At 65.2% G+C, this 20,786-nt stretch carries 25 protein-coding genes; 7 read left to right on the top strand and 18 right to left on the bottom strand.

The window, feature by feature from the left end:
• Positions 1-39 precede the first annotated feature (39 nt).
• From RM463_RS05365 to RM463_RS05350, 4 genes are read left to right on the top strand one after another with little or no spacing between them, the layout of a single operon-like run.
• Positions 40-1,788, top strand: a complete 1,749-nt coding sequence (locus RM463_RS05365; protein ID WP_311429273.1) for a penicillin-binding protein activator — start codon at positions 40-42, stop codon at positions 1,786-1,788.
• Entirely contained in the window at positions 1,772-2,140 is a 369-nt protein-coding gene (locus RM463_RS05360) for a YraN family protein (protein ID WP_311429272.1), read from the top strand. The genes RM463_RS05365 and RM463_RS05360 overlap by 17 nt, the downstream gene beginning before the upstream one ends.
• 24 nt (positions 2,141-2,164) lie before the next feature.
• Positions 2,165-2,758 carry a phosphoheptose isomerase gene (locus tag RM463_RS05355; protein WP_195689414.1) on the top strand — a complete coding sequence of 198 codons (594 nt, stop codon included), beginning with the start codon at positions 2,165-2,167 and terminating at the stop codon, positions 2,756-2,758.
• Entirely contained in the window at positions 2,758-3,336 is a 579-nt protein-coding gene (locus RM463_RS05350; RefSeq protein ID WP_409228421.1) for a BON domain-containing protein, read from the top strand. Before RM463_RS05355 ends, RM463_RS05350 begins: the two co-directional genes overlap by 1 nt.
• 101 nt (positions 3,337-3,437) lie before the next feature.
• On the opposite strand, the gene RM463_RS05345 is transcribed toward RM463_RS05350, so the two are convergent.
• The 8 genes from RM463_RS05345 to zapE form a co-directional block, all read right to left on the bottom strand.
• Positions 3,438-3,941: a ClpXP protease specificity-enhancing factor gene (locus RM463_RS05345; protein ID WP_311429271.1), complete on the bottom strand. Its 504-nt coding sequence runs from the start codon at positions 3,939-3,941 to the stop codon at positions 3,438-3,440.
• A gap of 53 nt (positions 3,942-3,994) precedes the next feature.
• The gene (sspA, locus tag RM463_RS05340; RefSeq protein WP_311429270.1) at positions 3,995-4,621 is read right to left on the bottom strand and encodes a stringent starvation protein SspA; all 627 of its coding nucleotides are present in this window, start codon (positions 4,619-4,621) and stop codon (positions 3,995-3,997) included.
• 138 nt (positions 4,622-4,759) lie between these two features.
• The gene (locus RM463_RS05335; RefSeq protein WP_195689418.1) at positions 4,760-5,527 is read right to left on the bottom strand and encodes a cytochrome c1; all 768 of its coding nucleotides are present in this window, start codon (positions 5,525-5,527) and stop codon (positions 4,760-4,762) included.
• The gene (locus tag RM463_RS05330; protein ID WP_195689419.1) at positions 5,527-6,786 is read right to left on the bottom strand and encodes a cytochrome bc complex cytochrome b subunit; all 1,260 of its coding nucleotides are present in this window, start codon (positions 6,784-6,786) and stop codon (positions 5,527-5,529) included. Before RM463_RS05330 ends, RM463_RS05335 begins: the two co-directional genes overlap by 1 nt.
• Positions 6,786-7,385 (bottom strand): ubiquinol-cytochrome c reductase iron-sulfur subunit, encoded by a 600-nt coding sequence (gene petA, locus RM463_RS05325; RefSeq protein ID WP_311429269.1) that lies wholly within the window; start codon positions 7,383-7,385, stop codon positions 6,786-6,788. The genes RM463_RS05330 and petA overlap by 1 nt, the downstream gene beginning before the upstream one ends.
• Before the next feature lie 216 nt (positions 7,386-7,601).
• On the bottom strand, positions 7,602-7,991 hold the full coding sequence (rpsI, locus tag RM463_RS05320; RefSeq protein ID WP_195689421.1) for a 30S ribosomal protein S9: 390 nt from the start codon (positions 7,989-7,991) through the stop codon (positions 7,602-7,604).
• Positions 7,992-8,004: 13 nt separating this feature from the next.
• Complete coding sequence (gene rplM, locus RM463_RS05315) at positions 8,005-8,433, bottom strand: 50S ribosomal protein L13 (RefSeq protein ID WP_132042336.1); 429 nt, start codon at positions 8,431-8,433, stop codon at positions 8,005-8,007.
• Between the two features lie 167 nt (positions 8,434-8,600).
• On the bottom strand, positions 8,601-9,734 hold the full coding sequence (gene zapE, locus RM463_RS05310; protein ID WP_311429268.1) for a cell division protein ZapE: 1,134 nt from the start codon (positions 9,732-9,734) through the stop codon (positions 8,601-8,603).
• 241 nt (positions 9,735-9,975) lie between these two features.
• Here zapE and RM463_RS05305 point away from each other — a divergent pair, with 241 nt between their 5' ends.
• On the top strand, positions 9,976-10,434 hold the full coding sequence (locus RM463_RS05305) for a ZapG family protein (protein WP_311429267.1): 459 nt from the start codon (positions 9,976-9,978) through the stop codon (positions 10,432-10,434).
• Between the two features lie 106 nt (positions 10,435-10,540).
• Here RM463_RS05305 and RM463_RS05300 read toward each other — a convergent pair whose 3' ends face one another.
• Positions 10,541-11,302, bottom strand: coding sequence for a Nif3-like dinuclear metal center hexameric protein (locus RM463_RS05300; protein ID WP_311429266.1), 762 nt, complete (start codon positions 11,300-11,302; stop codon positions 10,541-10,543).
• Positions 11,303-11,402: 100 nt separating this feature from the next.
• On the opposite strand from RM463_RS05300, the gene RM463_RS05295 reads away from it, so the two are divergent.
• Positions 11,403-12,668: a S1C family serine protease gene (locus RM463_RS05295; RefSeq protein WP_195689425.1), complete on the top strand. Its 1,266-nt coding sequence runs from the start codon at positions 11,403-11,405 to the stop codon at positions 12,666-12,668.
• Between the two features lie 90 nt (positions 12,669-12,758).
• Here RM463_RS05295 and hisD read toward each other — a convergent pair whose 3' ends face one another.
• The 9 genes from hisD to RM463_RS05250 all read right to left on the bottom strand — a co-directional run bounded on the left by hisD (position 12,759) and on the right by RM463_RS05250 (position 19,657).
• The gene (hisD, locus tag RM463_RS05290) at positions 12,759-14,078 is read right to left on the bottom strand and encodes a histidinol dehydrogenase (protein ID WP_311429265.1); all 1,320 of its coding nucleotides are present in this window, start codon (positions 14,076-14,078) and stop codon (positions 12,759-12,761) included.
• A gap of 94 nt (positions 14,079-14,172) precedes the next feature.
• On the bottom strand, positions 14,173-14,826 hold the full coding sequence (gene hisG, locus RM463_RS05285) for an ATP phosphoribosyltransferase (RefSeq protein ID WP_195689427.1): 654 nt from the start codon (positions 14,824-14,826) through the stop codon (positions 14,173-14,175).
• A 25-nt stretch (positions 14,827-14,851) separates the two neighbouring features.
• Positions 14,852-16,114 carry a UDP-N-acetylglucosamine 1-carboxyvinyltransferase gene (gene murA / locus RM463_RS05280; RefSeq protein ID WP_195689428.1) on the bottom strand — a complete coding sequence of 421 codons (1,263 nt, stop codon included), beginning with the start codon at positions 16,112-16,114 and terminating at the stop codon, positions 14,852-14,854.
• 13 nt (positions 16,115-16,127) lie between these two features.
• A complete protein-coding gene (locus RM463_RS05275) occupies positions 16,128-16,382 on the bottom strand; it encodes a BolA family protein (protein WP_195689429.1) in 255 nt (84 codons plus the stop codon).
• A 149-nt stretch (positions 16,383-16,531) separates the two neighbouring features.
• Entirely contained in the window at positions 16,532-16,867 is a 336-nt protein-coding gene (locus tag RM463_RS05270) for an STAS domain-containing protein (RefSeq protein ID WP_311429264.1), read from the bottom strand.
• The gene (locus RM463_RS05265) at positions 16,864-17,502 is read right to left on the bottom strand and encodes a phospholipid-binding protein MlaC (RefSeq protein ID WP_195689431.1); all 639 of its coding nucleotides are present in this window, start codon (positions 17,500-17,502) and stop codon (positions 16,864-16,866) included. Before RM463_RS05265 ends, RM463_RS05270 begins: the two co-directional genes overlap by 4 nt.
• A gap of 62 nt (positions 17,503-17,564) precedes the next feature.
• On the bottom strand, positions 17,565-18,029 hold the full coding sequence (mlaD, locus tag RM463_RS05260) for an outer membrane lipid asymmetry maintenance protein MlaD (RefSeq protein WP_195689432.1): 465 nt from the start codon (positions 18,027-18,029) through the stop codon (positions 17,565-17,567).
• Positions 18,030-18,065: 36 nt separating this feature from the next.
• Positions 18,066-18,848: a lipid asymmetry maintenance ABC transporter permease subunit MlaE gene (gene mlaE, locus RM463_RS05255; protein ID WP_195689433.1), complete on the bottom strand. Its 783-nt coding sequence runs from the start codon at positions 18,846-18,848 to the stop codon at positions 18,066-18,068.
• Positions 18,845-19,657: an ABC transporter ATP-binding protein gene (locus RM463_RS05250; protein WP_195689434.1), complete on the bottom strand. Its 813-nt coding sequence runs from the start codon at positions 19,655-19,657 to the stop codon at positions 18,845-18,847. Before RM463_RS05250 ends, mlaE begins: the two co-directional genes overlap by 4 nt.
• 148 nt (positions 19,658-19,805) lie before the next feature.
• Between RM463_RS05250 and RM463_RS05245 the strand changes: the two genes are divergently transcribed.
• The gene (locus RM463_RS05245) at positions 19,806-20,762 is read left to right on the top strand and encodes a calcium/sodium antiporter (RefSeq protein WP_195689435.1); all 957 of its coding nucleotides are present in this window, start codon (positions 19,806-19,808) and stop codon (positions 20,760-20,762) included.
• Positions 20,763-20,786: the final 24 nt, after the last annotated feature.

The raw sequence follows: 20,786 nt of genomic DNA, 5'->3' as shown, positions 1-20,786 counted from the left end.
GCGGGCTCCCGATACGACGGATGGATAAAGGAAGGATTCATGCTCAAAGTGACACGCGGCCTGCTGGCCACTGCGCTTCTCGCGCTGCTGCTGGCCGGCTGCGCCTACCAGCCGGGCATCGTCGAACGCGCCCTCGATGACGACCCCGCCACGCTACTCGAACAGGCTCAACAACAGGAGCCGGCCGAGGCGGCCCGCACTCGACTGGACGCGGCGGATATCCTAGCACGCCAGGGCCAGCGCACCCAGGCACTCGAGGTCGCCCGTCAGATTGATCGATCGCAACTTGCCGGCGACCCTCTGGCGCGCTGGGCGCTCCTGCTGGCCGATCTCGGCGAGAGCGAGGGCGACCCCGAGGCCGTGATCCAGGCCACCCAGGATCTCGACGACCTGGCCCTCAACCGCAGCCAGACGCTGGCCCTGCGCGAGCAGCGTGGCCTGGCCCTGCTCGAGCGGGACAACCCCTTCGCCGCAGCCAGGGCCCTGCTGCTGGTACAGGCCGAGTCCGACGACGAGGCACTCAACGACCCCATCTGGCGAGCCCTGGGTGGCGTCGAGCAGCGGCGACTGGCCCAGCTCGGCGAGCTCCAGGGCGCCTTGACCCGCGGCTGGGTGGAACTGGTCGAGACGGTACGCAGTGGCGATGGCAATATCGACCGCCTCTTCCTTCGCCTGGACGAGTGGCGCAGCCGTCACCAGCGCCATCCGGCGGCACGACGCCTGCCGGCGGATCTCATCGCCCTGCGCGAGCTGCGCGGCCAGGAGGTGCAGCATATTGCCGTGCTGCTGCCCGAATCCGGCGCCCTGTCGCGTATCGCCACGGCGATCGGCGAAGGCATCCGCACCCGGCATCGCCTTTCTGACGACAATATCCGCCTCAGCTTTATCGACAGCGCCTCCGGCAGTCTCGAATCGCTCTATCGAGAGGCCCAGAATCGCGGTGCCCAGGTGGTCATCGGCCCGCTCGACAAGGATCGGGTGAGCGAGCTTGAGCGCCGCAACCGGGTGCCACTCCCCACCCTGGCCCTCAACTACGGCAGGAGTGCCACTAACGCCGCCGAAGGACTCTTCCAGTATGGCCTGTCCGCCGAGGGTGAGGCCAAGCAGGTCGCTCGGCGCGCCTGGGACGACGGGCACCGTCGCGCGGCCCTGCTGGTCCCGGACAACGACTGGGGTCAGCGGGTCGGCGAGGCCTTCTGGGATGAGTGGCGCGCTCAGGGTGGCAAGGTCACCAAGGCGGTTCGCTACAACCCCGGCGCCTCAGCCACCGAGAGCACTCGTCGCACCATCGCCGAAAGCCGTCCCGATCTCCTGTTCATGCTGGCACTGCCCGACTACGCTCGCCAGGTCCCCCCGACCCTCGACTACTATGGCGCCAACAAGCTGCCGGTCTACGCCACCTCGCATCTGTTCAGCGGGCAGCTCAATCCACGCCTCGATGGCGACCTGAACGACGTCATGTTCCTGGATATCCCCTGGCAGATCCCCGATGCCGCGGCGGGCGGCGAGGACGCCCTACCCTTCACCGCAAGCTATCGCAGCCTGCGCGAGGAGGCGGACCCCAACCTGTTCCGCCTGAACGCCATGGGAGTCGACGCCTTCGAGCTGGCACGCCGGCTCCCCCAGTTCCAGCTGGTCTCGAACAGCGAACTGTTTGGAGCGACCGGCAGCCTGCGCGCCGGGCAAGATGGACGCATTCAGCGCACGCTGCCCTGGGCACGCTTCATCGATGGCGTCCCGCAACCGGTATTGAGCCCAGGGGCTTTCGGCGATGAGCGGACCCCGTGACGCCAGGGCCCGCGGCGAGGCGGTCGAACGCCTCGTCGCGGCCTGGCTGACCGACCGTGGCCTCCAGCCGGTGGCCGCCAACCAGCACGCCAAGGGAGGCGAGCTGGACCTGGTGATGCGTGATGGCGAAACCCTGGTCTTCGTCGAGGTGCGCCATCGTGCCGATAGCCGCCATAGCCACCCCCTCGAGACCATCACGCTCACCAAGCAGCGCCGCCTGATAAGGGCGGCACGTTTTTATCTACAGAACAACCGGCTATCATGTCCCTGCCGCTTCGATGTGGTGGCCGTCACCGGCCTGCCACCCGAACTCGACATACAGTGGGTGGTCAATGCCTTCGACGCCTACTAACCCGCCACAGGAACCTGACTCAGCATGGATTTCCAGCAGCGCATTCTCGATCACTTCAACGCCAGCATCGATACCAAGACCTATGCCAGCGAAGTGCTGCCGCCCTTTATCGAGGTCGCCAGTCAGATGATGGTCCAGTGTCTGGTCAGCGAGGGCAAGGTCCTGGCCTGCGGCAATGGCGGTAGCGCCGGCGACAGTCAGCACTTCTCGTCGGAACTGCTCAATCGCTTCGAGCGGGAGCGCCCCAGCCTCCCCGCCCTGGCCCTGACCACCGACACCTCGACCCTGACCTCCATCGCCAACGACTACAGCTACAACGAGGTGTTCTCCAAGCAGGTGCGTGCCCTTGGCCAGCCTGGCGACGTTCTGCTGGCGATCTCCACCAGCGGCAACTCGGCCAACGTCATTCAGGCCATTCAGGCCGCCCACGACCGTGACATGACGGTGGTGGCACTCACCGGTCGCGATGGTGGCAACATGGCCTCGCTGCTCGGCCAGGACGACTGCGAGATCCGCGTCCCGGCGACCTCCACCGCACGGATTCAGGAGGTCCACCTGCTGGTGATCCACTGCCTCTGCGACCTGATCGACGAACAACTCTTTGGAGCAAGCGAATGATGAAACGCCCCACCCTGCTCGGCACCCTGCTGCTGATCACCTCTCTGGGCCTCGCCGGCTGTACCACCGTGACCAGCGTGACCCATCAGGGCACCATCGAGGAGAATTACGGCAAGCGTACCACCGGCGACCAGATCGAAGACCAGAGCATCGAGACCAAGATCACCCATAACCTTGGCCATACCGACGCCCGCCTGGGTGACGCGCGAATCAATGTCGACAGCTATGCGGGGCTGGTGCTGCTCACCGGCCAGGTGCCCAGCGAGGAACTCAAGGAGAAGGCCGGTGAGGTGGCGAGCCGGGTACGCAATGTTCGCAATGTCCATAACGAGCTGAGCATCGCCGGCAACCTGCCCGCCAGTCAGCGGCTTTCGGACACCTGGCTCAACACCCGCATCCGCACCCACCTGGCCGCGAACCAGGCGATCGACTCGAGCCGCATCCGGGTAGTCACCGAGAATGCCAGCGTCTATCTGATGGGCATCGTGACCCGCGCCGAGGCCGAGCGCATCGTCCAGGCGGTCTCGCAGCTGGGTGGCATGCAGCGCATCGTCAAGGTCTTCGACTATCTCGACTGAACCGGCTCGACTGAACCGGCTCGACTGTTCGCTGCAAGCGCAAGACGGCAGGCCTCAGGGCCTGCCGTCTCGCATGAACCATCATCACCCCGGTACGAGAACTACTTGATCACTCGCAACGACGGTTTGCCCTTGGGCGGCCGCCGAGAGCCCTCGCCCTGAGAGCCCTCACCCTTCTCTTCCGACGCCTCCTTCTCCTGCGAGGTATCGGTGTCACGCTCGACCTCCGCCAGCGTCGGCGGCTCGTCCTCGGTCGCCTCGGCCGGCTGGGGCATCACCGGCTCATGGCCGAAGACCATGCCGACACCATTCTCGCGACCATAGATGGCCACCAGGGCATCACTCGGCACCATCACCCGCATGGGATGACCACCGAAGCGCGCCTCGAAACTGATCGCGTCATTCTCCATCGCGAGCTCACGAACGGCGTTTGGCGACAGGTTGAGAACGATCTGGCCATTCTGTACGAACTGTCGCGGCACCTCCACCTGGGGATGCTCGGCATCGACCACGATATGGGGCGTGAGGTCATGGTCCAGCAGCCACTCGAAGAGGGCTCTGGCCAGGTAGGGGCGACTGGATAGGCTGGGACGACTGGAGTCCATCGCCTCTCCCTCCTGCGTTGGCCGGCTGCCCGAAGGCGACCGGGAAAAGTGTATCAGCTGCGAATCTCGCGCTCGCGCTCGCTCAGTGACGCCTTGAAGCCGTCTCGCTCGAAGACTCGCTCTATGTAGTCGAGCAGGGGGGCTACCTGTTTCTCGGGCAGTTCGATGCCCAGGGCGGGCAGACGCCACAGGATCGGCGCCAGGCAGCAGTCCACCAGGGTGAACTCTTCGCTCATGAAGAACGCCATATCCTCGAAGATGGGCGAGATACCGACGAGGCTCTCACGCAGCTCCTTGCGCGCCTTGTCCGCCTCCTTCTTGCTCCCCTGCTCGATCTGCTCCACCAGCGGGCACCACTCGCGCTCGATGCGGTGCATCCAGAGGCGACTCTGGGCACGCGCCACCGGATAGACCGGCAGCAGCGGAGGGTGTGGGAAGCGCTCGTCCAGGTACTCCATCATCACCTTGGACTCGTACAGCACGAGATCGCGATCCAGCAGGGTCGGCACGCTGTTGTAGGGGTTGAGATCGGCGAGATCCTCGGGGGGCTGGTCCGGGTTGACCTCCACGATGTCTACCGCAACACCCTTCTCGGCGAGCACGATACGCACCCGATGACTGAAATGATCGGAGCCACCGGAATAGAAGATCATCGACGACCGCTTGGCCACTACACCCATGAAACAATCCTCGCATCAAATCGAATAACCATGATAACACGCGGGCCTCGCTCCGCGGGGAAGCGATTGACGCGACACATACGCCACGGGGGCGCATGGCCGTCGGCCATGCGCCCCCGTCAGCCTGCAACCCGGCGGTCAGTGGATATCGCGCCAGTACTCGCGCTTGAGCAGGTAGGCGATGACACCGAAGATGAAGATAAAGATCAGCACCTTCGGGGCCAGAGCCTGGGCCTGCAGCTTGGATGGCTCACCCACATAGGCCAGGAAGTTGGTCAGATCGTAGACCGCCTCCTCGAACTCATCCGGCTCCAGCTCGCCCGGCTGAGTCACCTGCAGCACATTACAGGACTGGTACTTGCCGGTCAGCGGATCAAGCTCGGCCCCCTCCACCGGACGATCGGTCTCGGAGCACACCATCTCCTGCACGCCCTGCAGAGGCTCAAGCACGTTGGGCATGGCCACCATGTCGAACACGGCATTGTTCACCCCGGTACCGGTGCTCGGGTCCTTGTAGAACGAGAGCAGGTAGGAGTAGATCCAGTCGGTGCCGCGCAGCCGTGACTCGAGGGTCAGGTCGGGCGGCGGCGCCCCGAACCAGGCCTCGGCATCGTCCTTGTTCATGGCGATATGCATCTGGTCATTGAAGGCCAGATCCGAGGAGAAGATCAGGTTCTCCTCGACCAGGTCCTGGGGCATCCCCAGGTCATCGGCGGCACGGGCAAAGCGCTGGTGCTCCAGGGAGTGACACCCCATGCAGTAGTTGGTGTAGAGCTGCATGCCTCGCTGCAACGACGCCTTGTCATCGAGGTCGGGCGTCATGGAGTACGGGACGCTCGCGCCTTCGGCGGCCATGGCCGTGAGGGGCACCAGCGCGAAGAGCAGTGCGAACAGTTGCTTTTTCATTAGCCAGTCACCCTCTCCGGAACGGGTTTGGTCTTCTCCAGCCGGGTATAGAACGGCATCAACAGGAAGAAGGCGAAATAGACGGCGGTACACACCTGAGCGAGCACGGTGCGGCCATCGGTGGCCGGCAGTACGCCCAGGACCCCCAGGATGACAAAGCTGATCGCGAACAGCACCAGCATCCCCTTGGACATCCAGCCCTTGTAGCGCATGGAGCGCACCGGACTGCGGTCCAGCCACGGCAGCACGAAGAGCACCGCGATGGCCGCCCCCATGAAGATCACGCCGAGGAACTTGGCATCGAGCCCGAACAGCGAGAAGGTAATCGCGCGCAGAATCGCGTAGAAGGGCGTGAAGTACCACACCGGGGCGATATGGTCCGGCGTCTTCAGCGGGTTGGCCGGCTCGAAGTTGGGCTTCTCGAGGAAGTAGCCACCGCCTTCGGGGAAGTAGAAGATCACCACCGCGAAGACGAACAGGAAGACGGCCACGCCGACGATATCCTTCACCGTGTAGTACGGGTGGAAGGGAATGCCATCCAGCGGCTTGCCGGTCTCGTCCTTCTTCTTCTTGATGTCGATGCCATCCGGGTTGTTGGAACCAACCTCGTGCAGGGCGATGATATGCAGGACCACCAGCGCCAGGATCACGATGGGCAGCGCCACCACGTGGAGGGCAAAGAAACGGTTGAGCGTGATGCCGGAGATCAGGAAGTCACCACGAATCCACTGGGTCAGGTCGGGGCCGATGACCGGAATCGCGGAGAACAGCGAGATGATCACCTGGGCGCCCCAGTAGGACATCTGGCCCCAGGGCAGCAGATACCCCATGAAGGCCTCGGCCATCAGCGCCAGATAGATCGCCATGCCAAAGATCCACACCAGCTCGCGGGGCGCCTTGTAGGAGCCGTAGAGCAGGCCGCGGAACATGTGCAGATACACCACCACGAAGAAGGCCGTGGCGCCGGTGGAGTGCAGGTAGCGGATCAACCACCCCCACTCGACATCGCGCATGATGTACTCGACCGAGGCGAAGGCGCCCTCGGCGGAGGGGTTGTAGCTCATGGTCAGCCAGATCCCGGTCAGAATCTGATTGACCAGCACCAGCAGGGCCAGCGAGCCGAAGAAGTACCAGAAGTTGAAGTTCTTGGGGGCGTAATACTTGGACAGGTGCTCCTGCCACATCTGCGTCGCGGGGAAACGCTCATCCACCCAGCGCATCAAGCCCTTTTCCGCCATCGGCTTGTTCGGGTTACCCATCAGGCAGTCTCCTCATCTTCGCCGACGATGATGATCTCGTCGGACTCGAAGCGGTAAGGCGGCACCTCCAGGTTGGTGGGCGCCGGCACCCCGCGGAATACACGGCCCGCCAGATCGAAGCGCGAGCCATGGCAGGGGCAGAAGAAACCACCCGGCCAGTCGCTGGTACCCACATCGTCCGCATCGGGTTCGGGTCGAAACAACGGTGAGCAGCCCAGATGTGTACAGATGCCGATCAGGACCCCGATCTCGGGCTTGATGGAGCGCAGGGGGCCATCGATATAGGCCGGCTGCTGCGGCACGTCTGATGTGGGATCGGTAAGCCGCGAGCCGTCGACGGACTCGATGCGCTCGATCATCTCCGGGGTGCGATTGACGATCCACACCGGCTTTCCACGCCACTCCACGGTCATGCGCTGACCGGGCTCAAGCTTGAATATATCCGCCTGAACCGGCGCACCCGCCGCTCTCGCCCTGGCACTCGGCTGCCAGGAAGCCACAAAGGGGACCGCAACCCCGACGGCACCAACCCCACCTACAACGGTGGTAGCACCCACGAGGAAACGGCGCCGACCCTTGTTCACGCCGCTATCTGCCATTTCAAGGTTTCTCCCATCAGCTTACCCGTTGACCCATCACGGGCATCATCCCCGCGACCACGGACATCAAATGCGGTACATGTTAAGAAATCGCGCCGCCGCACACAAGGAAAAGGACCCTGACCAGGACGGCTTGATGCACACAAATCGTTGACGCAGAACAAGAAACGCCCGGGTTGATAACCCGGGCGTCGCATGCTCCATGGCGGCTGGTGATCAGCGCTTGGAGAACTGCGGACGACGGCGCGCCTTGCGCAGACCGATCTTCTTACGCTCGACCTCACGCGCGTCACGGGTCACATAGCCCGCCTGACGCAGCGGCGCACGGAAGTCTTCGTTGTAGGCCATCAGGGCACGGGTGATGCCGTGACGGATCGCGCCGGCCTGGGCGGAGCCACCGCCGCCCTTGACGGTGACGTAGACGTCGAACTGTCCAAGGGTCTCGGTCAGCTCGAGGGGCTGGCGAACGACCATGCGGCCGGTGACGCGGCCGAAGTACTGGTCCAGCTCACGGCTGTTGACGGTGATCTTGCCGGTGCCCGGCTTCATGAAAACGCGGGCGGTAGAGGTCTTGCGGCGCCCGGTACCGTAGTATTGCTGTGTCATGGCGAAGATTCCCTCAGATGTTCAGTTCTTGCGGCTGCTGGGCGGCGTGCGGATGTTCGGCACCGGCGTAGACCTTGAGCTTGGTGTACATGGCGCGACCCAGGGGACCCTTGGGCAGCATGCCCTTCACGGCGCTCTCGATGATACGCTCGGGAGCGTGATCAAGCATCTTGTCGAAGGTCATGGAGCGCAGGCCACCGGGGTAGCCGGTGTGACGATAATAGGTCTTGGCCTTGGCCTTGTTGCCGGTCACCTTCACCTTCTCGGCGTTGATCACGACGATATAGTCGCCGCCATCCACGTGGGGGGTGTATTCCGGCTTGTGCTTGCCGCGCAGGCGACGAGCGATCTCGGTGGCCAGTCGGCCGAGCGTCTTGTCCGCGGCGTCGACGACGTACCAGTCGCGCTCGACGGACTGCGGTTTGGCAGTGAACGTCTTCATGAAATCTCACCAATCAAGTGTATTGGGTTCTGCCACCGGATGACCGGCATGGAACCATCCCTATTCTTCTTGGTTGGCCTCGACGCGCGAGACCAACGAGCAGAGCGCGCGAAGTCTACATGAACTCGCCCCTTCCATGCAATGCCAGCTTCCGGGCGAAGGCCGGGTCAGGGCTTGTGGGCTAGCGCCAGGTAGTCGTGGGACTGCATCTCCTGCAGGCGAGAGAGGGTCCGCTTGAATTCGAACTCTAGACGGCCGTCGCCATAGAGCGACTCGGCAGGCACCTCGGCGGACATCAACAGCTTGACCCCGCGGTCATAGAACTCGTCAACCATATTGATGAAGCGCCGCGCCTGATCATCGGACTTCCCATCCATGCGCGGCACGTTGGAGACCAGCACGGAGTGAAACTCCCGCGCCAGCTCGATGTAATCGTTCTGGCTGCGGGGCCCATCACAGAGCGCGCGAAACTCGAACCACACCACATCATCATGGAGTCGGCGTGCGTGCAGCACCCGATGATTGACCTCCAGCGGCACATCGGCCTCGCCCTCCTGGCCGGCAATCTCGCGAAAGCTGCGCGCAAGCTCGACCTCGGCGGCATCATCGAGCGGCGAATGAAATATCTCGGCACGCTCGAGCGCCCGCAGCCGATAGTCGATGCCAGAGTCGACATTGACCACCTCGCAGTGCCGCTCCAGCAGGTCGATGGCGGGCAGGAAGCGTGCACGCTGCAGCCCCTCCCTGTAGAGCTCGCCGGGCACGATATTGGACGTTGCCACCAGCACCACGCCACGCTCGAACAGCGCCTCGAGCAGATTGGCGAGGATCATCGCATCGGTGATGTCCTTGACGAAGAACTCATCGAAGCAGATCACCCTGGCCTCGGCCGCGAACTTGGCGGCAATCAGGCGCAGGGGGTTCTTCTCGCCCTTGTAGTGCTCGAGCTCGTTGTGCACCCGCTGCATGAAGCGGTGGAAGTGGGTGCGCATCTTCTCGGGAAAAGGCAGGGACTCGTAGAAGGCATCCACCAGATAGGTCTTGCCACGCCCCACGCCTCCCCAGAAGTAGAGGCCGCGAATCGCCGGCAGGTCCGGCGCGACGGGCTCACTACGCGCCCGCCTGCCGAACAGCCCCGCCACGCGCGAGGCCAGCCCACCGCCCGATGGGGCGGCACGGGAAGGTGCCTGGGGCGAGCGCAACAGATCATCATAGAGACGCTGCAGATGCTCCACGGCCTGAGCCTGGGCGGCATCATACTGGAAGTCGTCGCGTTCCAGATCAGCACGATAGCGGGCCATGGGTGTCGGGCGAGTGTCTCGATTGGCAGCATGCATGGGGACGAAAACGGCCTGTTTCGGCTTCGACAGGAGGCATATTATACGCGCCTGAACAACGAAACGCATCGCTGGCGCCAGCGCGCGTTGACCCATCGCCTAGGCTCGACCCTATAATAGTGCGCGTCGGGGCCCACGCCCCACCATCGGATCCGCTCGCCGTAACGTCGGCCGCAGGATCGTTCACCGCCGCAGGGAGACCGACGTGGACGAGAGCAACATCAACTGGATTCTGGCCATTGCCTGCCTGCTGGCCGGCATCGGCCTGGGGGCACTGGGATACCACCTGCTCAATTCCGGCGCCGACGGCATGCAGCGTCTGCGCCAGCGCCTGGCCGAACGCGACAGGGAGCTTTCGGCCCTGCGCGACGGCATGGACGAACACTTCGACGAGGTCGGCCGGCTGACGGAGACGCTACGCCAGAATGGCGAGGCGCTGGCCGCGCGCCTCGCCACGGACGCCGACACCCTCGGTGCACGCTCTCGGCCGGCCCGTGGCCTGACCATGGGTGAAGCCGCAACCGCTGCCGATGAAGGAAGCGACAACTCTCCCCCAGCGCCGCGTGACTACGCCGACGGCTCCGGTGGCACCCTCTCCGAGGACTTCGGTCTCAAGGAGGCCGATAGCCAGGATGGCGAGAAGCTCGACGCTCCCCGTTACTGAGCCGGCCGACGCCTGCCACTACAGCCACTATCGACGCCTACCACTACATGTCATGTCACTACCGACGCGATGCCCCGCTTCATGAGCGGGGCGTTCGCTTTCGAGGCTACGCCGGGTTGTCGATATCCACGAAGCGGTGCTCGAGACTGAACTCCTCGGCCAACCACCCCCCCAGTGCTCGAACGCCATCTCGCTCGGTCGCATGATGCCCCGCACAGAGGTAGTGGATGCCCAGCTCCCGCGCCAGGTGGGTGGTGCGCTCGGAGATCTCGCCGGAGATGAAGGCATCGGCCCCCGCCTCCCAGGCCGCCGTGATCATGTCCTGAGCCCCGCCGGTACACCAGGCCACGCGGCGAATCTCGCCGGCATGCGGCGCCTCCACCAGCAGCGCCTCGCGCCCCAGGCGCTCGCCCACATGAGCGCTGAGTGCCTGGGCATTCATGCCCGCCGGAGGCGTCCCCAGCCACAGCAGCCCCTCCCCCATCGCGCCGTCGGCGCACCCTTCCGCCGTAAAGCCCAGCCGCCGCCCCAGTTCGGCGTTGTTACCGAGCTCGGGGTGAGCATCCAGCGGCAGGTGATAGGCCAGCAGGTTGATATCGTGGGTCAGCAGGGTCTGCAGGCGCCGACGCTTCATGCCGGTAACCGCCACTGGCTCGTTCTTCCAGAAGTAGCCATGGTGCACCAGCACCAGATCGGCTCCCCAGGCGACCGCCTCGTCGAGCAGCGCTTGGCTGGCGGTGACGCCACTGAGCACTTTCACGACCTCCCCTCGCCCCTCCACCTGCAGGCCATTGACGGTGTAGTCTTTGAAGCGGCTGGCCTGCAGCCTGCTATCGCAGGCGGCTACCAGGGCATCGCGATGAGCCATCGTCTCCTCCGGACGCTGTGGAATGAAGGTGTTACCATGCGTCGATTGTAACCGTCGCCGCCCCGCTTCGGCGAACGCTCTGACGAGGACCGCGCCCCGCATGCCCTACCGATCGCCGCGCCATCACCTACGCTCGCTTATGCCCTACCTGCTTCCCGTTCTGATCGGGCTCCTGCTTGCCGTGGCACTGCTCAACGCCTTCCCGCAACTGTCGGGACGCCATGGCAGTGAGGCCCCGGTGGTTACGCCCTCCCCTGCTCCCCGCGAGCCGCTGGCGGTATCACCCGAGGCAACGGCGCCCCGCGCCCCCATCGAGCGTCCGGCACCGGAACTGCGCCAGGCGCCACCGCTCTCCCGCGAGCAGGGACCGGCAAGCTACGCCGCAGCGGTCGAGCGCGCCGCCCCCGCCGTGGTCAACATCTACTCCTCCCGGGTCGTCGAGCGCGACCAGCACCCGCTGATGTCGGACCCCTTCTTCCGCCAGTTCTTCGGCGACGACATGCCGGCCCGCCAGCGCATGCTCTCGAGCCTGGGCTCGGGTGTGATCGTCAGCGAGCAGGGCTACGTGCTGACCAACCATCACGTCATCGGTGGCGCCGACCAGATCCAGGTCGCGCTGCGTGACGGCCGCGAGACACTGGCCGAGGTGATCGGCACCGATCCGGAAAGCGACCTTGCCGTGCTGCGTATCGAGCTTGACGATCTGCCGGTCATCGAACTGGCCGACTCCACGGAGGTGGCCATCGGCGATGTGGCCCTGGCCATCGGCAACCCCTTCGGGGTCGGCCAGACGGTCACCATGGGCATCATCAGCGCCACCGGGCGGAGCCACCTGGGACTGAACGCCTATGAGGACTTTATCCAGACCGATGCCGCCATCAATCCGGGCAACTCCGGGGGGGCACTGATCAGCCCCGATGGCGCCATGGTCGGCATCAATACCGCCATCTTTTCACGCTCCGGCGGCTCCCAGGGCATCGGCTTCGCGATCCCTGCCAACCTGGCACGCAACATCCTCGAGGAGCTGGTCACCCAGGGGCGGGTGATTCGAGGCTGGCTGGGGGTCGAGGCCCAGGAGCTCAATCCGGAGCTGGCCGCCTCCTTCGGCCTCAAGGCACCACGTGGCGTGATCATCGCCGGGGTCGTACCCGACGGCCCCGCCGACCAGGCCGGCCTGCGCCCCGGTGATGTGCTGCTCTCCATCGATGGCCGAGCGATCCTCGACGCGCGGGAAACGATGGCCGATATCGCCGCCGTGGAGCCCGGCGACAGCCTGCCGCTCAGCGTGGTGCGCGGCGGCGAGAAGCTGGCGCTGACGGTCGAGGTGGGTGAGCGCCCTCCCCCCGAGCTCCAGCAGCCCGAATAGCCCCAGCCCGGCATGTAAAACGCGAAGGGCCCCACCTTGCGGCGGGGCCCTTCGCGTGTCTCGACTCTTCGCGTGTCTCGACCCAGCGGCTCACGTCCTGATGCGATACTCGGCGCTGCGCGCATGCGCGGTCAGCGATTCGCCGCGAGCCAGCACCGAGGCGACCCTGCCGAGGGTCGAGGCGCCTTCGGCCGAGCAGTGGATGATCGATGAGCGTTTCTGGAAGTCATAGACGCCCAGTGGCGACGAGAAGCGTGCCGTCCCCGAGGTGGGAAGCACGTGATTGGGCCCGGCGCAGTAGTCGCCCAGCGCCTCGGCGGTATAGCGCCCCATGAAGATGGCACCGGCATGGCGCACCTCGGGCAGCCACCCCTCGGGGTTGGCGACCGAGAGCTCGAGATGCTCGGGGGCAATGCGATTGATCAGGGTCACCGCCTCGGCACGATCGCGGCAGCGAATCAACGCCCCCCGCCGTGAGAGAGACTCACGCACGATCTCGTGGCGCTCCAGGGTCGGCAGCAGGCGGTCGATGGCCGCCTCCACGGCATCCAGATGTTCGCCATCCCAGCTCACCAGAATCGCCTGGGCATCCTCGTCGTGCTCGGCCTGGGAGAAGAGATCCATGGCCAGCCATTCGGGGTCGGTGCCGCCATCCGAGACCACCAGGATCTCCGAGGGGCCGGCGATCATGTCGATGCCCACCTGACCGAATACCGCTCGCTTGGCGGTGGCCACGTAGATGTTGCCCGGGCCGACGATCTTGTCGACCCGCGGCACCGTCTCCGTGCCGTAGGCCAGCGCGGCAACCGCCTGGGCGCCGCCCACGGTAAAGACACGATCGACACCGGCCAGGTGCGCCGCGGCCAGCACCAACTCGTTGAGCACGCCGTCCGGCGTAGGCACCACCATGATGATCTCGCGTACACCGGCCACATGGGCAGGAATCGCGTTCATCAATACCGAGGAGGGGTAGGCCGCCTTTCCGCCGGGCACATAGATGCCGGCACGATCCAGTGGCATGACCTGCTGGCCGAGCACGGTGCCGTCCTCCTCGGTGTAGTGCCAGGATTCGGGCTTCTGGTGCTCATGGTAGAGCCGGATGCGCTCCGCCGCCTGGGCCAGCGCCTCGCTCTGGTCACCCGGCAGTCCCTCATAGGCCCGGCGCAGGCGCGGCGCATCGAGAGTGAGCTCGACCATATCCGTGACCGCAAGACGGTCGAAGCGATTGCTGGCCTCCACCAGGGCCGCATCGCCGCGCTCCTTTACCGCGGCAAGGATCTCCGCGACCCGGGCCTGGACCTCGCCATCGGAGACCCCCTCCCAGGCGAGCAGGTGGTCGAGCCGTGTCGAGAAGTCGGCGTCGGCGGTCGCGAGGCGGGAGATTCCGGAAGAGGCGTGGGTCTCGGTCATGGCTGCATCTCTATGGTATCGGGCCTGTTGATATCGGGCCTGTTGATATCGGGCTGGTCGAGTCTGTCGGCAAGCACCTCAGTCGGCAGACAGCTCAGCCAGCAACGTCTTCACGGCGGGCCGCAACCGCCTGCTTGAGGCGCTCGAGCAGTGGCTTGATGCGGGCATGCTTCATGGTCATGGAGGCCTTGTTGACCACCAGCCGGGTCGTGACCGGTGCGATCAGCTCCCGGGGCTCCATGCCATTGGCGCGCAGGGTATTGCCGGTATCGACGATATCGACGATCTCATCGGCCAGATTCATCAGTGGCGCCAGCTCCATGGCACCATAGAGCTTGATGACCTCGGCCTGGATGCCCTGCTCGGCATACCAGCGCCGGGCGATATTGACGAACTTGGTGGCTACCCGACGCCTGGCGCTGGCCGGCTCGGCGCCGGTGATCCCGGCGGTCATCAGCTTGCACCGCGCAATCTCGAGGTCGAGGGGCTCATAGAGACCCGCCGCCCCATGCTCGAGCAGCACGTCCTTGCCCGCGATGCCCAGGTCCGCGGCACCCAGCTGCACATAGGTCGGCACATCGGTGGCTCGAATGACCACCAGCTTGACGTCGGGCAGGTTGGTGTCGAACAGCAGCTTGCGACTCTTGCCCAGATCCTCCACCGGCTCGACGCCGGCATCGGCCAGCAGCGGCAGGGTCTCTTCGAGGATACGGCCCTTGGAGAGGGCCACGATCAGTTGTTTGCTCATGCTCTTGCCTTGGTCCGGGTACAGGCTAGCCGGGTACACGTCGGATGCGTGCGCCCAGCAGTTGCAGCTTCTCCTCGATACACTCGTAGCCGCGATCGATATGGTAGATGCGATCGACCAGGGTCTCCCCCTCGGCCATCATCGCCGCGATCACCAGCGATGCCGAGGCACGCAGGTCGGTGGCCATCACCGGGGCGCCGGAGAGCCGCTCGACCCCCTCGATCACCGCGGTATTGCCCTCCAGCGCGATCCGCGCCCCCATGCGATTGAGCTCCTGAACATGCATGAAGCGGTTCTCGAAGATGGTCTCCACCACCCGGGAGCTGCCATCGGCCACCGCGTTCATGGCCACGAACTGGGCCTGCATGTCGGTCGGAAAGGCCGGATACGGCGCGGTGCGAATATTGACCGGTCGCGGGCGCTTGCCGTGCATGTCCAGGGCGATCCAGTCATCACCGGTGGTGATCTCGGCACCCGCCTCCTCGAGCTTGGCCAGCACCGCCTCGAGAATATCGGCGCGGGTACGACGCACCTTGACGCGGCCACGCGACAGCGCCGCGGCCACCAGGAAGGTACCGGTCTCGATCCGGTCGGGCATCACATCATGGTAGGCACCATGCAGGCGCGGCACGCCCTCGATGGTGATGGTGTCAGTGCCGTGACCCCGGATGCGGGCCCCCATCTTGATCAACAGCTCGGCCAGGTCGACCACCTCCGGCTCCCGGGCGGCATTCTCGAGCACCGTGGTGCCCTCGGCCAGCGCGGCCGCCATCAGGAGATTCTCGGTACCGGTGACGGTGACGGTATCGAAGAAGACCGTGGCCCCCTTCAACCGGCCCTCGACGCGGGCGCGAATATAGCCGCCCTCGACGCGGATCTCCGCCCCCATGGCCTCGAGGCCTCTCAGATGCAGGTCTACCGGGCGCGAGCCGATGGCGCAGCCCCCCGGCAGGGAGACGTCGGCGTGGCCAAAGTGAGCCAACAGTGGCCCCAGTACCAGGATGGAGGCACGCATCTTCTTGACCAGCTCATAGGGCGCATCACAGTGCGCCACCTGGGAGCCATCGAGCTGGATGGTCATCTTCTCGCCCATCACCGCCTCCACACCCAGGTGCCCAAGCAGCTCCAGGGTGGTGGTGATGTCCTGCAGATGCGGCAGATTGCCGATGGTCACCGGCTCGTCGGCCAGCAGGGTGGCGCAGAGGATGGGCAGGGCGGCGTTCTTCGCGCCACTGGCCCAGACCTCACCGTCGACCGGCCCGTTGCCGGTAATGATCAACTTGTCCATGGGGCTCGGGGTCTCAGGCGCCGGAGTTCTCCGGCGCACCTTGCCACTGCGCCGGGGTATAGGTCTTGATGCTCACGGCATGCAGCGCACCGGACGCGATCTCTTCGGTGAGAGCGCCATAGATCAGCTGCTGGCGCTTGACCGGCGACAGCCCCGCAAAGCGCTCGCCCACGGCCACCACCTGAAAGTTGCAGCCCTCGCCCTGAATATGGAACTCGCAGTCATCGATACGTGACTCGAGCAGCTCCTTGACGTCACTGGGTTGCATGGTCAGGCACTCCTTATCGTACTGAATATGGTACGGAAACGATCAAAGACACCTCGCACGATGACATCATCCCATCGTCGACGGCGGATTATGGATGCCCCATGGTAATGAAAAGCACCGCTCTTGGCGATCGCCCCTGTTGGCCGCGACTAGCCGCGCACCGACTCCACCGGCAGCAGGCGCTCGAGACCGGCCAGATCGGTGAGCCGCAACAGCGCCGCGGAGAGTCGCACTCGCTCGAGAGTCAGGCCGGCCCGGCGTGCCGCGCGCGCCCACTCCAGCAATACCGTGAGCGCCGCACTGCTGACGCCGGCGACCCCGCGCAGATCGAAGCTGACGGCCTCTCCTGCCTGGCGCCGGGCGAGCCAGCGGCTGCCCGCATCGGCGAGTTCGGCGGCGTGCTCGAAACCCACCACCCCGCAGACCACCAGGCACTTATCCCTGGCCTCGAGGTCCAGACCGTTGCGTGCCAGCAGCTTGCTCACGCGCCCTGCTCCAGCTCCTCGACGCCGACATCGGGCGACCAGCCATCGATGACGGCATCGTAGTCGCGCGCGTTGTCACGCATCGCCTGATCGAACTGGTTACGGAAGGTCAGTCCCAGATTGATGCCATTGACGATGACGTTGACCACCCGCCACTCACCACCGGAGAGGCGCAGTGAATAGCTGACCGGATAGACGGTGCCATCCTTGGCCACCACTTCCATATCGACGCTGGCCTGGTCCTCATGGCGGCGCGGCCCCTGGCTGGCAAGCACACGCAGCTCCCGATAGTCGAAGGTGACCAGCCCCTTGGCGTAGGTATCGATCAGGGTCTGGCGAAAGGTGTCGACGAATCGCGAACGCTGCTCCGGCGTGGCATTGGAGAAGTAGCGCCCCATCACGCTGGCGCCGATATAACGAAAATCGGCGATCTCGTCGAGACTCTCGTCGACCAGCGCCTCGAGCTCGGCCATGTTCTCGGCGAAGTGGTCACGCCTGCCCTCGATCTTGCCGGTCAGCGTCTCGACACTGTGGCGGATGACCTCGTCGGGCTGCCGCTCGGGGGCCGCCTGGACCGTCAGGCTGAACAGCACACTCAGCAGCAGTGCCGCCAGGGTCAGAGGGATACGAATCATGTTCAACGTCTCCATATCGGGGTCATTAGGGAGGAGTCAACCAGCGCCGGAGGATCGGCGCCCTAGTCGCTGACCATATTTGACACGAACTGCTGGATGAGTTCTTCGAGCACCAGCGCCGACTGGGTATCACGCAGGGCATCGCCGTCGGACAGCGTCTCGGGATCCCCTCCCACGGAAAGGCCCACGTACTGCTCCCCGAGCAGCCCCGAGGTCAGGATCGACGCGGTGGTATCCTTCGACAGGTGGCCTTCCAGTTCGTCATCGATCTCCAGCACCACCCGGGCATCGTACCAGTCGGTATCGAGCTCGATGGCCGCCACACGCCCCACGGTCACGCCCGCCATGGTCACGCGCGCCCGCGGCTTGAGACCGCCGATATTGGCGAAGTTGGCTTCCAGTCGGAAGGTGTCGCTGGGGGCCTGCATCGCCAGGCCGCTGACCCGCAGGCCAAGGAAGAGCACGCCGAGTATACCGGCAAGCATGAACAGCCCCACCCCCAGTTCCATGGTTTTACTGCGCTTCATCTAGAATCTCCATACGACAGGGCAGACGCTTGCCAGTCAGGCGAGCCCGCCGAACATCATGGCGGTCAGTACGAAATCAAGGCCGAGCACGGCCAGCGAGGAGTAGACCACGGTACGTGTCGTGGCCCGCGAGATGCCTTCCGACGTCGGCACCAGATCATAGCCCTGGAACACGGCGATCCAGGTCACCACCACGGCAAACACCAGGCTCTTGATGATGCCGTTGCCCACGTCGTCGATAAAGTCGACGCTGGCCTGCATATTGGACCAGTAGGAGCCCTCGAAGACCCCCAGCCAGTCGACCCCGACCAGGTAGCCGCCATAGATGCCGACCACACCGAAGCCCACGGTGAGCAGCGGCAGGGCCACGAAGCCCGCCCACAGGCGCGGCGCCACCACCCGACGCAGCGGGTCGACACCGATCATCTCCATGCTGGTCAGCTGCTCGGTAGCCTTCATCAGGCCGATCTCGGCGGTGAGTGCCGACCCGGCCCGACCGGCGAACAGCAGGGCCGCCACGACCGGGGCCAGCTCCCTCAGCAGCGAGAGCGCCACCATCTGACCCAGCGCATCCTCGGCACCGAAGTCGACCAGAATGGTATAGCCCTGCAGCGACAGCACCATGCCGATGAAGAGCCCCGAGACGAGGACGATGGCCAGGGAGAGCACACCGACGAAGTGCATCTGGCGCACCCAGAGATAGACTCCCTCCCTGCTCGGCACCCCCACGGCGGACTGACACAGGAAGAGGCCGGCACGGCCGAGGGCCTCGAACAGATCACAGCCGCGGCGCCCCAGGCGACGAATTCGCTGGATCATCGGGAATCTCCGGTTCTTAGCATATCGCTGACGAAGTCCAGCGATGGGTAGTGGAAGGGCACCGGCCCATCCGGCTCGCCATGCACGAACTGACTGACACGCGGATCGCGATCCACGTCGAGGTGCTCGGGCGTACCCTGGGCCATCACCCGACCATCGGCCACCACATAGACATAGTCGGCGATACTCAGCGTCTCCTTGATATCATGAGAGACAACGATCGAGGTCAGCCCCAGCGCCTGATTGAGGCGCTTGATCAGCTGCACCAGCACCCCCATGGAGATCGGGTCCTGGCCGACGAAGGGCTCATCATAGAGGATCAGCTCGGGGTCCAGGGCAATGGCCCGCGCCAGGGCCACGCGGCGCGCCATGCCCCCGGAAAGCTCCGCCGGCATCAGCTCTCGAGCGCCCCGCAGCCCCACCGCCTCGAGCTTCATCAGCACCAGGTCACGCACCATCGCCTCGGGCAGGTCCGTATGTACCCGCAGCGGGAAGGCCACGTTCTCGAAGACGCTCAGGTCGGAAAACAGCGCACCGCTCTGAAACAGCATGCCCATGCGGCGACGCATGGTGAAGAGGTCTCGCCGCGACTGGCGATGGACATCCTGGCCATCGATCAGCACCCGCCCCGAATCCGGCAGGAGCTGGCCGCCGATCAGCTTGAGAAGGGTGGTCTTGCCACTGCCACTGGGGCCCATGATGGCGGTAACGCCACCACGCTGGATCGTCATGTCGACGCCGCGGAAGATCTCCCTGTCGCCACGCGCGAAATGCAGCCCCTCCACCACCACGAAGGGAGTGTCACTCATCGGCCAAACCATCCTGATAAAATTATCGAACATCGTATCCTAACTATCCTGCCAGACGCCAGCCCGATGCGCTGTGGCGGGTTGCACCCCGCCTGGCCAGCACGTTTAATGGCGACCTTCCGCTACCGACTGAGCGAGCCGAGTTGCCATGCTGTACCCCCTGATCGCCATACTGCTGGGCCTCGTGGCCCTGCTGTGGAGCGCCGACCACTTCGTTGGCGCGGCGGCTGCCACCGCCCGCCGCGCGGGCATGAGCACCATGCTGGTGGGCATGACCATCGTTGCCCTGGGCACCTCGGCACCGGAGATCGTGGTGTCGCTGATGGCCTCCCTCGATGGCATTCCCGACCTGGCCACCGGCAACGCCCTGGGCTCCAACATTGCCAATATCGGCCTGGTGCTGGGGGTCACCGCCCTGGTCGTGCCCATCCCGGTACGCTTCTCCGTGGTGCGCCGCGAACTCCCCCTGCTGCTTGGCGCCACCGGCCTGGCCGGCTACGCCCTGGCCAACGGCCACCTCGGCCGTCTGGATGCGGCACTGCTGATTGCCCTGCTGCTGTTCAGCTTGTGGTGGCTGTTCCGTGCCGATACGCCGGATGCCGAGGAGGAGGTGGCGGGCGAGATCCCCGACATGCCGCTGATTCGTGCCCTGCCATGGCTGGTGGCAACGCTTGCCGTGATGGTGGCCGGCTCCCGCGGGCTGGTATGGGGCGCCAGCGAGATCGCCCGCGACCTGGGGGTCAGCGAGCTGGTCATCGGCCTGACCATCGTCGCCATCGGCACCAGCCTGCCCGAGCTTGCGGCCTGCGTGGCCAGCGCGCTCAAGCGTCACCATGATCTCGCCATCGGCAATGTGATCGGCTCCAATCTCTTCAACCTGCTGGCGGTACTGCCGATCCCGGGTCTGCTGGCGCCCGGCGCTGCCGACCCCGCCGCCGGAGAGCGTGACTACCCCGTGCTGCTGGTGCTGACCCTGGCGCTGGGCGCACTGCTGCTCTGGCAACGCCGCAACCACCTCGGCCGGCTCCCCGGCGCGGCACTGGCCGCGACCTATGCCGGTTACCTGATCTGGCTCGGCACGGCCAGTCTGGGCGCCGGCTCTTGAGTGAACCCTCACAACAGGCAACAA

The sequence above is a fragment of the Halomonas sp. LES1 genome, assembly GCF_031846005.1.
Classification (GTDB): Bacteria; Pseudomonadota; Gammaproteobacteria; order Pseudomonadales; family Halomonadaceae; genus Halomonas.
Note: the sequence above shows the minus strand (reverse complement) of the source record. Positions and strands in the feature narration are given on the sequence as shown.

Excerpts from the sequence above, each read along its gene's own strand:
- RM463_RS05365 (WP_311429273.1), top strand. The coding sequence starts at position 40 with ATGCTCAAAGTGACACGCGGCCTGCTGGCCACTGCGCTTCTCGCGCTG.
- RM463_RS05360 (WP_311429272.1), top strand. The coding sequence starts at position 1,772 with ATGAGCGGACCCCGTGACGCCAGGGCCCGCGGCGAGGCGGTCGAACGC.
- RM463_RS05355 (WP_195689414.1), top strand. The coding sequence starts at position 2,165 with ATGGATTTCCAGCAGCGCATTCTCGATCACTTCAACGCCAGCATCGAT.
- RM463_RS05350 (WP_409228421.1), top strand. The coding sequence starts at position 2,758 with ATGAAACGCCCCACCCTGCTCGGCACCCTGCTGCTGATCACCTCTCTG.
- RM463_RS05345 (WP_311429271.1), bottom strand. The coding sequence starts at position 3,941 with ATGGACTCCAGTCGTCCCAGCCTATCCAGTCGCCCCTACCTGGCCAGA.
- sspA (WP_311429270.1), bottom strand. The coding sequence starts at position 4,621 with ATGGGTGTAGTGGCCAAGCGGTCGTCGATGATCTTCTATTCCGGTGGC.
- RM463_RS05335 (WP_195689418.1), bottom strand. The coding sequence starts at position 5,527 with ATGAAAAAGCAACTGTTCGCACTGCTCTTCGCGCTGGTGCCCCTCACG.
- RM463_RS05330 (WP_195689419.1), bottom strand. The coding sequence starts at position 6,786 with ATGGGTAACCCGAACAAGCCGATGGCGGAAAAGGGCTTGATGCGCTGG.
- petA (WP_311429269.1), bottom strand. The coding sequence starts at position 7,385 with ATGGCAGATAGCGGCGTGAACAAGGGTCGGCGCCGTTTCCTCGTGGGT.
- rpsI (WP_195689421.1), bottom strand. The coding sequence starts at position 7,991 with ATGACACAGCAATACTACGGTACCGGGCGCCGCAAGACCTCTACCGCC.
- rplM (WP_132042336.1), bottom strand. The coding sequence starts at position 8,433 with ATGAAGACGTTCACTGCCAAACCGCAGTCCGTCGAGCGCGACTGGTAC.
- zapE (WP_311429268.1), bottom strand. The coding sequence starts at position 9,734 with ATGGCCCGCTATCGTGCTGATCTGGAACGCGACGACTTCCAGTATGAT.
- RM463_RS05300 (WP_311429266.1), bottom strand. The coding sequence starts at position 11,302 with ATGGCTCATCGCGATGCCCTGGTAGCCGCCTGCGATAGCAGGCTGCAG.
- RM463_RS05295 (WP_195689425.1), top strand. The coding sequence starts at position 11,403 with ATGCCCTACCGATCGCCGCGCCATCACCTACGCTCGCTTATGCCCTAC.
- hisD (WP_311429265.1), bottom strand. The coding sequence starts at position 14,078 with ATGACCGAGACCCACGCCTCTTCCGGAATCTCCCGCCTCGCGACCGCC.
- hisG (WP_195689427.1), bottom strand. The coding sequence starts at position 14,826 with ATGAGCAAACAACTGATCGTGGCCCTCTCCAAGGGCCGTATCCTCGAA.
- murA (WP_195689428.1), bottom strand. The coding sequence starts at position 16,114 with ATGGACAAGTTGATCATTACCGGCAACGGGCCGGTCGACGGTGAGGTC.
- RM463_RS05275 (WP_195689429.1), bottom strand. The coding sequence starts at position 16,382 with ATGCAACCCAGTGACGTCAAGGAGCTGCTCGAGTCACGTATCGATGAC.
- RM463_RS05265 (WP_195689431.1), bottom strand. The coding sequence starts at position 17,502 with ATGATTCGTATCCCTCTGACCCTGGCGGCACTGCTGCTGAGTGTGCTG.
- mlaD (WP_195689432.1), bottom strand. The coding sequence starts at position 18,029 with ATGAAGCGCAGTAAAACCATGGAACTGGGGGTGGGGCTGTTCATGCTT.
- mlaE (WP_195689433.1), bottom strand. The coding sequence starts at position 18,848 with ATGATCCAGCGAATTCGTCGCCTGGGGCGCCGCGGCTGTGATCTGTTC.
- RM463_RS05250 (WP_195689434.1), bottom strand. The coding sequence starts at position 19,657 with ATGAGTGACACTCCCTTCGTGGTGGTGGAGGGGCTGCATTTCGCGCGT.
- RM463_RS05245 (WP_195689435.1), top strand. The coding sequence starts at position 19,806 with ATGCTGTACCCCCTGATCGCCATACTGCTGGGCCTCGTGGCCCTGCTG.